The sequence below is a fragment of the Synechococcus sp. A15-127 genome (assembly GCF_014280215.1).
GTDB lineage: Bacteria > Cyanobacteriota > Cyanobacteriia > PCC-6307 > Cyanobiaceae > Parasynechococcus.
Genome location: NZ_CP047948.1, coordinates 483,641 through 496,080, shown reverse-complemented (window position 1 = coordinate 496,080; position 12,440 = coordinate 483,641). Strand labels below are relative to the sequence as shown.

The following is a 12,440-nucleotide window of genomic DNA, read 5'->3' as shown; positions in this document are numbered from 1 at the left end:
GCAGCGGCTCTGGGGACTGGCGCATCCGGGAAAAAACCGTACATTCGACTCAGCTCAGGTCAATGCATGCGTCTGCCCTCTTTCGCCGCCCTTGTCCTGACGGCCCTTCTGCCACTGTCCGCGGCGGCTGCAACGGTGACCGTCCGTTCCGGAGAGACACTGTCCGACATTGCGGCGCGTTACGACGTCTCCGTGGCTTCCCTGATGCGGCTCAACCGCATCAAGGACCCCGACCACGTCGAAATCGGCAGTCGCCTGAAGGTTCCCGGCCACGCGGCCTCAGCCACGGCCGGTCCGGGGCGTCACCGGGTGAGTGAAGGGGAGACGCTCGGTGAGATCGCCGTGCGGTATCAGATCAGTTCGCGCGATCTGATCGCCTTGAACGGCCTCCGCAATGCCGATCATGTGGAGCTTGGTGAAACGCTGAAGCTGCCGGCGAACGCCGTGCTCCCGGTGGCCAAGCCGAAAAAGGAACCGATCAACGTGGTTCCCGGTGCCAGCCAGCACACCGTCGGGCAGGGCCAGACCCTGAGCCAGATCGCCCGGGCCTACAACCTGCCGATGACGAGCCTGGTGAACTTCAACCAGCTGGACAATCCCGACCAGGTGACGGTCGGCATGCGTCTTTACCTGAAGGCGCCGGTGGCAACGGTCCAGACCGCCAAGCCACAGACAGCAGTCAAACCATCAACAGCCGTCAAGCCGACGACAACCTTTGCAGTCAACACAGCCACTGCTCCAGTCAAGACAGCCACCAAGCCTGTTGCTCAGAAACCGGCAACGAAACGACCAGCGGCCAAGGCATCGAAACCGGTTGATGCGGTGATCGCCAAACAGGCTGAGTGGCGGACCTACGGCCCTCTGCAGGTGGACTGGGCCAACTGGCGCCCGATGGGAGGCAGCCAGGTCGTGCCGAGTCTCAACGACAAGGGACAGGCCCTCTATCTGGCCGTGAACTGCTCCGCCGGGAAGATCAACGCCACAGGCGCTGATGGCAGCTGGAAAGCCTGGGCCGCCCCCTCCAGCAGCTTCGAGAAGGATCTCGTCAAGGATCGCTGTCAGGCCCGCGCCTGACGCGGCTCAAGCCGCGTAATCCAGCGGCCAGGGGTCATCCAGGAAGCGACGTCCGCTGTCCCTCAGGTACAGCCTCTGGACGCCGTCGTCACTCTCACGGATGAGCTCCTCCTGAACGAGACGACGGGCCAGCCAGGTCCAACGCTCGTTGCGACCGGGCTCAACCAGGGCCAGCCGCTCCCCAAGGCGCCGCAGATCCGTGCCGTCCTTTTCCGCCAGATGCTCAAGCAGGGTCTGCGCCTGAGTTGACCAGTCGCGCCGATCCGGGGTTGCGGTGCAACGATCACAACGGCCGCAGGGTTGAACGAGTTCGCCCACTGTCAGCAACAGAGCCTGCTCCCGACACATCTCCCCTTCGGCCACCGCCTCCATCCTCCGCAGCTGCTGCTGGGCCAGATCGAAACGGCTGCGCTCATCCGCTGATATCTCGCCCCGAGCACCCGCCTGCATGGCCCAGCCGAGGCTGGTCCTGTCCCCCGGTGAAAACAGCACGAGACAGTCGGCCGGCAGACCATCACGCCCGGCTCGACCTGACTCCTGCAGATATCCCTCCGGAGTCGAAGGCAGATCGAGATGCAGAACCAGACCGACATCGCCCCGATCCACTCCCATGCCGAACGCCACAGTGGCCACCAGCACGGGGCGCTCCTGGTCGAGAAACTGGGTCAGAGCGAGCTGGCGCGCCTCAGGATCCAGTCCGGCGTGGTACGGCGTGGCCGGGATCTCGTGCTCCTGCAACCGCTCGGCCCAGCGCTCCACGGACCGCCGGGTACGGGCGTAGATCAGGGTGGCCCCTCTGGAGGCCTTCAGAGCCTCCAGCACCATCGGCATTGGGTCACGGGGGCGTCGGCGCATGGCGTAGCGAAGATTGCTGCGACGCGCTGAGCTCACCTGCACCGAAGGACTCCGCAGGTCCAGCAAGCGGATGATGTCCGCCCGCACACGGGGGGCTGCTGTGGCGCTGAGAGCCAACATCGGCACTCCCGGACAGAGACTCCGGATCTGACCGAGCCGTCGGTAGTCCGGGCGGAAGTCATGCCCCCAGGCGCTGATGCAATGCGCCTCATCCACCGCGAGTGCCACCAATCGCCCCTCACTGGAGTGGGTTTCGAGCATCTGCCGGGTCGCCTCGCCTTGCAGGCGCTCAGGTGCCAGGTAGAGAAGACGCAGCGATTCATCCCGCAGTGCGCTCAGAGCCTTCCTGCGGCGATCGGGAGCCAGACCCGCATGCAGACAGGCTGCGGCGATGCCGCGTCGCTGCAGCTGCAGCACCTGATCCTCCATCAGGGCCACGAGGGGAGAGATAACCACGACGAGACCACCGCGCACCAGAGCAGGCAGCTGATAGCAGAGCGATTTGCCGCCGCCGGTGGGCAGCACCGCCAGGGCGTCTCGCCCCGCCAGAACAGCTTCCACAACAGGGCGCTGCCCAGCCCGGAAGCTGGACCACCCGAAATGTTCCTGGAGCGACTGTTCCAGACGGTCCAATCCACACCAGATCTAGTGAACCCAGCTTAGGCCGACACCAGCGGTGGCGTCAGGGCAGGGGCGGTGGCTCCAGCTGATCCGGCGACTCCTCCACCAGCTGCAACCGAACCCGCTTTCCCCCAGCCAGCTCACCAAGGGAGACCCTCATGGTGGAGCCGCTGAGGGACTGCAAAGCGTCGAGCACATCCCGAAGGTAAGGGGTGCTGCTGCCGCTTTCCACCCAGAGACGCTCCTGCAACCCCCCCAGTCGCCTCCAGGAGGTATGCAACTTCAGAACAGCGGCCTCGAGGGCCTGCGCCTGACCAACGGCATCTGCCAGCAGACCGAGGGCATCGAGACGCTGTGCCTCCTGCATCGCCTTCTCAAGATCGAGTTCACCCTGCTGGAACGCCCGCACCGCCACACCGGCTTCCGTGGCCTTGGTGATCCAGCGAGCGGTGCTGGTCACATCCTTGATGCGATCCAATTCCGGTTCATCACGCAACACCTTGCGCAGGTCCTCCTGCTGAGGCTCCGGAAGCTTGGCCAGCTCACGAACCAACGGGGCGACCGCCCGTGGTGGCAGCAGGTTCTCCTGGGTTCTCTGGCGGATTTCCTCCGGCAGCAGCGGACTGGTGGCGGCCGTGAACTCATCTGTCAGCCGCCGCACCTGCTTGCGGGTGATCTCCTGCCCCTCGTTGGCGGCCTCGGAGATCATCACCTGCACTTCCGGAGCCGCCTGGGCCGTCTCCAGGAAGGCCCGCTTCGAGAACTGATTGACGCTGCCTTCTTCGAGCATGCCCCCACCGACGAGATCGTCAGCGGATTCGGCCAGTTGAATCAGGCTGTAGGCGCGGGTCTTGCTGATCTCCCGCTCCCGCAACCACTGCAGAAATCCGGCGCCACGCCCCTCCCCGCCGCGTTTTTCGCGATCCCTCACGGCCCCCAGGATTCGACCACGCCAGATCTCGGTCTGCAGATCGAACCGGTCGCAGACAGCCCAGGCCTGCTCAAGCTGAGCGAGGAACTCAAGCGTGCTGATGTCATCTCGCTCTGGATCCGGGAGGTCCAGCTGCAGAGCGGGTTGTTCAGGCACAACAGATGATGTCAACGGAACCGGACAAGACGAGGGGACGACATTCTGTGACGCTGCGCGTTTCCGCCCCTGACCGGGCGATACGCTCCCGGTTGCATCCCTCCATGCCCTGCGATGGCGATCTCCCGCGGCGCCAAGGTGCGCATCAAGCGTCCCGAGTCTTATTGGTTCAACGAAGTCGGTACGGTGGCGTCCATCGATACCTCCGGAATCCGCTACCCCGTGGTGGTGCGTTTTGAGAAGGTCAACTACACAGGCCTGGACGGCACGGATGGCGGCGTCAACACCAACAACTTCGCGGAAGCCGAGCTCGAGCCGGCCTGAGGCGTTTGCCTGAGCTTCCTGAAGTCGAGACGGTCCGCCGCGGTCTGGCGGACCGTCTTCAATCCTTTGTGATCGCGGATGTCGAAGTCTGCCGATCGAGAGCGATCGCCAGCCCCGGAGGTGAAGCAGAGTTCCGGGACGCTCTTCGCGGCGCTGAAGTCGGAACCTGGTCGCGTCGCGGAAAATATCTGATGGCAGAACTGCTGCCAGGTCGCGGCACCTGGGGCGTGCACCTGAGGATGACCGGACAATTCCAGTGGCACCCACAACCCAGCGAACCGTGCACACATACCCGTGTGCGGATCTGGAATGAACAGGATGAAGAATTGCGCTTCGTGGATATGCGCAGCTTCGGCGAGATGTGGTGGGTTCCTGATGGCCAGGATCTGGAAACAGTGATGACAGGGCTGAAGCAATTAGGCCCCGAACCATTCACCGAAAGCTTCACAGCACCGTATCTCAAGCGTCGACTGAAAGGATCCACTCGATCGATTAAAAGTGCCCTGCTCGACCAAAGCCTGGTGGCCGGTATCGGCAATATTTACGCGGATGAAAGTCTGTTTGCGGCTGGAATCCGTCCGCATACTCCGGCAGGGCAATTATCGCTGACGCAACTGGACAAGCTGCGCACCTGCCTTGTGGAAGTGCTGCAAGCAAGCATCGGCGCCGGAGGCACGACCTTCAGTGATTTCAGAGATCTCGAAGGGGTCAACGGCAACTACGGCGGGCAGGCCTGGGTGTATCGACGCAACGGGAAACCCTGCCGCATCTGCGGAACCATCCTGCTCAGGGACAAATTATCCGGACGCAGCACTCACTGGTGCCCCAACTGTCAGAGCTAACTTTTGTAGGCACAAAAAAACCACCTCGAGAATAGGTGGTTTCTTCGTATGAAATGTTTTACCTGGCATCGAGCTATTTTCTCAGGGGGCTACCCCCCAAATATCGTCGCCGCTGATGCGTTTCACAACCGAGTTCGAGATGGATCGGAGTGGTTCCACACCGCTATGGACACCAGGATAGTTAAACATTCTCATGGGTTTTGAACCCTGAGAACTGCATAGGATCTGCAACTTTCGTTGCGCGTCTGAATCAAACAAAGTCTGTCTTTCAGGCAAGAACCAAGAAGTTGGTCAAGCCCTCGGTCTATTAGTACTCCTCCGCTGCATCCATTACTGGACTTCCACGTAGAGCCTATCAACGGGTGTTCTGCCCGTGACCTTACTGGGTTACCCCATGGGAACACTCATCTTGAGGTGGGCTTCCCACTTAGATGCTTTCAGCGGTTATCCACTCCGCACATGGCTACCCAGCGTTTACCGTTGGCACGATAACTGGTACACCAGAGGTGCGTTCCTCCCGGTCCTCTCGTACTAGGGAGAAATCCTCTCAATGTTCCTACGCGTACACCGGATATGGACCGAACTGTCTCACGACGTTCTGAACCCAGCTCGCGTACCGCTTTAATGGGCGAACAGCCCAACCCTTGGGACCGACTTCAGCCCCAGGTTGCGATGAGCCGACATCGAGGTGCCAAACCTCCCCGTCGATGTGAACTCTTGGGGGAGATCAGCCTGTTATCCCTAGAGTAACTTTTATCCGTTGAGCGACGGCCCTTCCACTCAGAACCGTCGGATCACTAAAGCCGACTTTCGTCCCTGTTCGACTTGTTGGTCTCACAGTCAAGCTCCCTTCTGCTTTTGCACTCGTCAGCTGATTTCCAACCAGCCTGAGGGAACCTTTGCGCGCCTCCGTTACCTTTTAGGAGGCGACCGCCCCAGTCAAACTGCCCACCTGATACTGTCCGCTCCCCGGATAACGGGTGAACGTTAGAACCCTAGCTCTGAAAGAGTGGTATCTCACCAGTGACTAACTCATACCCACAAGCATGAGATCAACGTCTCCCACCTATCCTGCGCATTCAGAGCCCGGGCACAATACCAAGCTACAGTAAAGCTTCATAGGGTCTTTCTGTCCAGGTGTACGTAGTCCGCATCTTCACAGACAATTCTATTTCGCCGAGCCTCTCTCCGAGACAGCGCCCTGATCGTTACGCCTTTCGTGCGGGTCGGAACTTACCCGACAAGGAATTTCGCTACCTTAGGACCGTTATAGTTACGGCCGCCGTTCACCGGGGCTTCAGTCGCCAGCTTCGCTTACGCTGACCGGCTTCCTTAACCTTCCGGCACTGGGCAGGCGTCAGCCCCCATACATCGTCTTGCGACTTAGCGGAGACCTGTGTTTTTGGTAAACAGTCGCCAGGGCCTCTTCACTGCGACCACCTTGCGGTGGCACCCCTTCTCCCGAAGTTACGGGGCCATTTTGCCGAGTTCCTTAGAGAGAGTTACCTCGCGCACCTCGGTATTCTCTACCACCCCACCTGTGTCGGTTTCGGGTACTGGCAGTTATGCCTTAACGGGTATAGAGCTTTTCTTGGAAGCATGACGTCACCAACTTCGCTGCCGTAGCAGCTCGTACTCACGCCTCAGCTCGGAACGTTTTCTCCGCTCCTCAACGCCTCGAACGCTTGAACCAGTAACCAACATCTGGCTTGGCTAGCCTTCTCCGTCCCTCTTCCCAAAACATAACCGGTACAGGAATGTTGACCTGTTATCCATCGACTACGCCTTTCGGCCTCGCCTTAGGTCCAGACTAACCCTCCGCGGACGAGCCTGCCGGAGGAACCCTTAGGGTTTCGGTGCATGGGATTCTCACCCATGTTTTCGCTACTCAAGCCGACATTCTCACTTCTATGCAGTCCACGTCCGCTCACGCTAACGCTTCGCCCCACATAGAACGCTCCCCTACCATAAATCCGCAGCTTCGGTACAACACTTAGCCCCGTTCATTTTCGGCGCAGGATCGCTCGACCAGTGAGCTATTACGCACTCCTTTGAGGATGGCTGCTTCTAGGCAAACCTCCTGGTTGTCTATGCAATCCCACCTCCTTTATCACTTAGTGTTGATTTGGGGACCTTAGCTGGCGGTCTGGGCTGTTTCCCTCTTGACCATGGAGCTTATCCCCCACAGTCTGACTGCCTGACTACACACAGGGTATTCAGAGTTCATCTCGATTTGGTACCGCTCTCGCAGCCCGCACCGAAATGGTGGCTTTACCCCCCTGCTGGAGCATCAGACGCTACGCCTCAACGTATTTCGGGGAGAACCAGCTAGCTCCGGGTTCGATTGGCATTTCACCCCTAACCACAGCTCATCCGCTGACTTTTCAACGTCAGTCGGTTCGGACCTCCACTTGGTATCACCCAAGCTTCATCCTGGCCATGGTTAGATCACCCGGGTTCGGGTCTATAAACACTGACAAACGCCCTATTCAGACTCGCTTTCGCTATGGCTCCACCATTTCCGGTTTAACCCGCCAGTGCCTATAAGTCGCCGGCTCATTCTTCAACAGGCACACGGTCACCCTATGAGTAGGGCTCCCATTGCTTGTAGGCTCACGGTTTCATGTTCTATTTCACTCCCCTCCCGGGGTTCTTTTCACCTTTCCCTCGCGGTACTGTTTCGCTATCGGTCACACAGGAGTACTTAGCCTTACGAGGTGGTCCTCGCGGATTCACACGGAATTTCACGTGCTCCGTGCTACTCGGGATACAGCTAGGTCAGTTCAGTTTTCAGGTACGGGGCTTTCACCCTCTGTGGCGTGTCATTCAAACACTTCTCCTAACATTCCTGATCCACGTTGCTGTCCCACAACCCCGATGCTCGAAAGCATCGGTTTAGGCTCTTCCCCGTTCGCTCGCCGCTACTGAGGGAGTCGTTTTTACTTTCCTTTCCTCCAGCTACTAAGATGTTTCAGTTCGCTGGGTTGGCTCGCGCCAGCCTATGGATTCAGCTGGCCGTACTAGGGGTTGCCCCATTCGGAAATTCCCGGATCAAAGCGTGCTTCCAGCTCCCCGAGACTTATCGCAGGTAACCACGTCCTTCATCGCCTCTGTGTGCCAAGGTATCCACCGTGAGCCCTTTGTAGCTTGACCAATTAACCTCTAAAACGCTTACCGTTGTTGAGACGGATTCTTCTGTTTTCAACTTCAGTTTTCACTGAAACTGAAAATAAAATCAAACTCCTCGTCGCTCGACACGACAAGAAGAACATTTTAGAGTCTCGGCTCTTGCTCAAAAGAATTTTCATTGCTCTGGTTCTAGGCATCCTTTCGGATACTCAGACTCAAAACAATGCATCCATGAGATGCTTTGTTTTTTCCAGACTTCACCTATGCAGTTGTCAAGGTTCTGCCAGACTCCAAATCAAATCATTGATTGCTCAATAACTTGAATTGAGCCCAGCATCTTATCAACCAAATCATGAGTTCTCACTCATCCTTGGAATGACAGGAAGCTGGGGTCATCCAGCGGACATCATCCAAATCACACCTCGCATTTCGAGTCATTTCCCGTTACACGGAAAATGGAGATTGAGTTCGGTCAGTGGAGGTTAGGAGACTCGAACTCCTGACATCCTGCTTGCAAAGCAGGCGCTCTACCAACTGAGCTAAACCCCCAACACCGAATGGGCCATCCTGGACTTGAACCAGGGACCTCACCCTTATCAGGGGTGCGCTCTAACCACCTGAGCTAATGGCCCAGGAAAAAAAACTCAACCCTTGTGGGGTGTGACCTAGACAAAGTTTAGGAACTGATCATCTCCATAACTCAAATCAACATTGCTGCTGATCCAGTTACTTCAACGCTGAGGTACCGATCGACCTAAGGTGACAGGATTTCGGCCTAAGAATAAAAATACTCAGGCATCAAAATCGTTGTTTGTCTCCCTGTTAGGAGGTGATCCATCCGCACCTTCCGGTACGGATACCTTGTTACGACTTCACCCCAGTCATCAGCCCCACCTTCGACGTCCTCCTCCACAAGGGTTGGAGTAACGGCTTCGGGCGTGGCCAACTTCCATGGTGTGACGGGCGGTGTGTACAAGGCCCGGGAACGTATTCACCGCAGTATGCTGACCTGCGATTACTAGCGATTCCTCCTTCACGTAGGCGAGTTGCAGCCTACGATCTGAACTGAGCCACGGTTTATGGGATTTGCTTGTCCTCGCGAACTTGCTGCCCTTTGTCCGTAGCATTGTAGTACGTGTGTAGCCCAGGATGTAAGGGGCATGATGACTTGACGTCATCCACACCTTCCTCCGGTTTATCACCGGCGGTCTCTCTAGAGTGCCCAACTAAATGCTGGCAACTAAAGACGTGGGTTGCGCTCGTTGCGGGACTTAACCCAACATCTCACGACACGAGCTGACGACAGCCATGCACCACCTGTCACTGCGTTCCCGAAGGCACCCTCTCGTTTCCAAGAGGTTCGCAGGATGTCAAACCCTGGTAAGGTTCTTCGCGTTGCATCGAATTAAACCACATACTCCACCGCTTGTGCGGGCCCCCGTCAATTCCTTTGAGTTTCACACTTGCGTGCGTACTCCCCAGGCGGAACACTTAACGCGTTGGCTACGACACCGAGGGGGTCGATTCCCCCGACACCTAGTGTTCATCGTTTACGGCCAGGACTACAGGGGTATCTAATCCCTTTCGCTCCCCTGGCTTTCGTCCATGAGCGTCAGTTATGGCCCAGCAGAGCGCCTTCGCCACTGGTGTTCTTCCCGATATCTACGCATTTCACCGCTACACCGGGAATTCCCTCTGCCCCTACCACACTCAAGCCCAACAGTTTCCACTGCCATGATGGAGTTAAGCTCCACGTTTTAACAGCAGACTTTCTGGGCCGCCTGCGGACGCTTTACGCCCAATAATTCCGGATAACGCTTGCCACTCCCGTATTACCGCGGCTGCTGGCACGGAATTAGCCGTGGCTTATTCATCAAGTACCGTCAGATCTTCTTCCTTGATAAAAGAGGTTTACAGCCCAGAGGCCTTCATCCCTCACGCGGCGTTGCTCCGTCAGGCTTTCGCCCATTGCGGAAAATTCCCCACTGCTGCCTCCCGTAGGAGTCTGGGCCGTGTCTCAGTCCCAGTGTGGCTGATCATCCTCTCAGACCAGCTACTGATCGATGCCTTGGTGAGCCTTTACCTACACCAACTAGCTAATCAGACGCGAGCTCATCCTCAGGCGAAATTCATTTCACCTCGCGGCATATGGGGTATTAGCAGCCGTTTCCAGCTGTTATCCCCCTCCTGAGGGCAGATTCTCACGCGTTACTCACCCGTCCGCCACTAACCCGAAGGTTCGTTCGACTTGCATGTGTTAAGCACGCCGCCAGCGTTCATCCTGAGCCAGGATCAAACTCTCCGTTGTAGTTCATGTCCTCTTACAACTCAAATAATTGCTTACCTGAATCGCTCAACATGATTGCGTCACCCATTACTCAGCAATTGCCGGCAACAGTTGAGGCCTCCTTCCCGCTGACACAGAAAGGGTTCTTAAGAGTGCATCTCTAGATTTCTCTATTAATGACTTTCCAGGATCTCAGATCCGGTTGTTGCTCCACATTGCGCACACCGGCAACCGCAAGGCTCGTGAAAACCTCGCCATTGCAAGCACAATGCTTCTCTGCAACACGTTTGTTCTTTTGACGGGACCTCACACCTTCATCGCTTCTTCATTCAAATGCTCATCTCACCTTGCGGCTCAATACTCATCTGAACGCGATGAAAGCGTCAGTTCCTAAACTTTTCAATTGTCCAGGTTCGATCAACTATCCTCTCCTCCCTTTCAGAAGGTGGGTGTTGATCAACGCGGTCTCGCGACCGCTTCTGAAACTTACAACACCGTGGGATCTCTCCCTTTCCGGCCTCGTAAGCACCTGCAGACACTCGGAAACACTCGCTTCCTCCGCAGGCTTGCGCACTCGCCTCTCGGCTCCTGCGCAAGACAAAACCATAACACCACAACACCCACCCAGGCAACAACAGCGACCCTCGGGGATCAGCAGAATCGCTTCCACTGCCGAGACCCGTTGGCATGACTAGCTTCCCAAAAGGATGACGGGATGCGATGCCAACCGGCTTCACACAGCAGAATCAACGGTTCCGTCCGAGCTCGAAAGAAGATCAGGTTGTTCAGAAGGCCCGCGAGCATTTCGAGCGCACCCTGATCCAGATCCGCGGGGAACTCGCAGGGAGCGTGGCAGCCCTGGAGCATCCGCGTCACGACGAGGCGCTGAACTACGGAGAGATCTTCCTTCGGGACAACGTTCCCGTGATGATCTACCTGCTGCTTCAGGGGAGATACCCCGTGGTGAAGCAGTTTCTCTCGGTCTGTCTGGATCTGCAGAGCACGACGGTGCAGACCCGCGGCGTCTTCCCCACCAGTTTTGTGGAAGAAGAGGGTGATCTCGTGGCCGATTACGGCCAGCGATCGATCGGACGGATCACGTCCGTGGATGCCAGCCTCTGGTGGCCGATTCTGTGCTGGCTCTACGTCAAGCGCAGCGGCGATTCAGAATTCGGACGCAGTCAGCGTGTTCAGCGCGGGCTGCAACTGCTGCTGGACCTGGTTCTCCATCCGAGCTTCGAAGGCACACCGGTGCTCTTTGTTCCGGACTGCGCCTTCATGATTGATCGCCCCATGGATGTCTGGGGAGCACCGCTGGAAGTAGAGGTGCTGCTGTTCGCAGCGCTGCGCAGCTGCATCGGACTGATGGAACTCTGTCAGCAGCACGACAGCAATGCGCTGCTGGAGGAACGTCTCCGGCTGAGCCGCCGATGGATGCACGATCTGCGCCAGTACCTGCTCAAGCACTACTGGGTCACCAGCAAAACCATGCAGGTTCTGAGGAGACGCCCAACGGAGCAGTACGGCGACAATCAATATCAGAACGAATTCAATGTGCAGCCTCAGGTGATTCCCGACTGGCTGCAGGACTGGCTGGAAAACCGAGGCGGGTATCTCATCGGCAACATGCGCACCGGCCGACCGGACTTCCGCTTCTACAGCCTCGGGAATTCACTGGCCTCCCTGTTCGGACTGCTCACCGCGCCCCAGCAACGGGCCTTGTTCCGGCTCGTGCTGCATAACCGCCAGCATCTGATGGCTCAGATGCCGATGCGCATCTGCCACCCCCCCATGGGTGGTGTGGAGTGGGAGAACAAGACCGGTTCAGACCCCAAGAACTGGCCCTGGAGCTATCACAACGGTGGGCACTGGCCGAGCCTGCTCTGGTTTTTCGGGTCATCGATCCTGCTGCATGAGCGGCTTCACCCGCATGCGGACGTGCTGCTGATGGGTCAGATGAAGACCATGCTGGAAGAGTGCTACTGGAGCCATCTGAACCAGCTGCCCAAACAGCAGTGGGCCGAATACTTCGATGGGCCTACCGGCACGTGGGTTGGGCAGCAGTCCAGGACTTATCAGACCTGGACCATCGTGGGCTTTTTGCTGCTGCATCACTTCCTGCGGGTGAACCCCGACGATGTGCTCATGCTGCAGCTGGAAAACGGTCTCCAATAAAAAAGCCTCCGGGTCGGACCCGGAGGCTTAAGGCGATGGTTCCGAT

At 57.8% G+C, this 12,440-nt stretch carries 6 protein-coding genes, 2 tRNA genes and 3 rRNA genes; 4 read left to right on the top strand and 7 right to left on the bottom strand.

The genetic code is table 11. From position 1 onward, the window contains the following. Positions 1 to 66: 66 nt before the first annotated feature. Positions 67 to 1,074: a LysM peptidoglycan-binding domain-containing protein gene (locus tag SynA15127_RS02655; protein WP_186484898.1), complete on the top strand. Its 1,008-nt coding sequence runs from the start codon at positions 67 to 69 to the stop codon at positions 1,072 to 1,074. Between the two features lie 6 nt (positions 1,075 to 1,080). On the opposite strand, the gene SynA15127_RS02650 is transcribed toward SynA15127_RS02655, so the two are convergent. Next, positions 1,081 to 2,562 (bottom strand): ATP-dependent DNA helicase RecQ, encoded by a 1,482-nt coding sequence (locus SynA15127_RS02650; protein ID WP_186484897.1) that lies wholly within the window; start codon positions 2,560 to 2,562, stop codon positions 1,081 to 1,083. Between the two features lie 49 nt (positions 2,563 to 2,611). Beyond that, positions 2,612 to 3,652 (bottom strand): hypothetical protein, encoded by a 1,041-nt coding sequence (locus SynA15127_RS02645; protein ID WP_043695169.1) that lies wholly within the window; start codon positions 3,650 to 3,652, stop codon positions 2,612 to 2,614. Positions 3,653 to 3,751: 99 nt separating this feature from the next. Between SynA15127_RS02645 and SynA15127_RS02640 the strand changes: the two genes are divergently transcribed. Further along, the gene (locus tag SynA15127_RS02640; protein WP_186484896.1) at positions 3,752 to 3,961 is read left to right on the top strand and encodes a photosystem I reaction center subunit IV; all 210 of its coding nucleotides are present in this window, start codon (positions 3,752 to 3,754) and stop codon (positions 3,959 to 3,961) included. A gap of 5 nt (positions 3,962 to 3,966) precedes the next feature. Then, complete coding sequence (locus SynA15127_RS02635) at positions 3,967 to 4,803, top strand: DNA-formamidopyrimidine glycosylase (protein WP_186484895.1); 837 nt, start codon at positions 3,967 to 3,969, stop codon at positions 4,801 to 4,803. A gap of 60 nt (positions 4,804 to 4,863) precedes the next feature. Here the strand turns inward: SynA15127_RS02635 and rrf are convergent. From rrf to SynA15127_RS02610, 5 genes are all read right to left on the bottom strand, one after another. Then, a 5S ribosomal RNA gene (gene rrf / locus SynA15127_RS02630) occupies positions 4,864 to 4,980 on the bottom strand. A gap of 110 nt (positions 4,981 to 5,090) precedes the next feature. Further along, positions 5,091 to 7,956, bottom strand: a 23S ribosomal RNA gene (locus SynA15127_RS02625). 452 nt (positions 7,957 to 8,408) lie between these two features. Then, positions 8,409 to 8,481 (bottom strand) — tRNA-Ala (locus SynA15127_RS02620). Between the two features lie 9 nt (positions 8,482 to 8,490). Beyond that, positions 8,491 to 8,564, bottom strand: a tRNA-Ile gene (locus SynA15127_RS02615). Between the two features lie 190 nt (positions 8,565 to 8,754). Beyond that, a 16S ribosomal RNA gene (locus SynA15127_RS02610) occupies positions 8,755 to 10,240 on the bottom strand. Together the 16S, 23S and 5S rRNA genes with 2 tRNA genes alongside form the textbook arrangement of a ribosomal RNA operon. A gap of 699 nt (positions 10,241 to 10,939) precedes the next feature. Here SynA15127_RS02610 and SynA15127_RS02605 point away from each other — a divergent pair. Beyond that, positions 10,940 to 12,394: a glycoside hydrolase 100 family protein gene (locus SynA15127_RS02605; RefSeq protein ID WP_186484894.1), complete on the top strand. Its 1,455-nt coding sequence runs from the start codon at positions 10,940 to 10,942 to the stop codon at positions 12,392 to 12,394. Positions 12,395 to 12,440 lie beyond the last annotated feature (46 nt).

Coding starts and splice junctions, on each gene's coding strand:
- SynA15127_RS02655 (WP_186484898.1), top strand. CDS start 67: ATGCGTCTGCCCTCTTTCGCCGCCCTTGTCCTGACGGCCCTTCTGCCA.
- SynA15127_RS02640 (WP_186484896.1), top strand. CDS start 3,752: ATGGCGATCTCCCGCGGCGCCAAGGTGCGCATCAAGCGTCCCGAGTCT.
- SynA15127_RS02605 (WP_186484894.1), top strand. CDS start 10,940: ATGCCAACCGGCTTCACACAGCAGAATCAACGGTTCCGTCCGAGCTCG.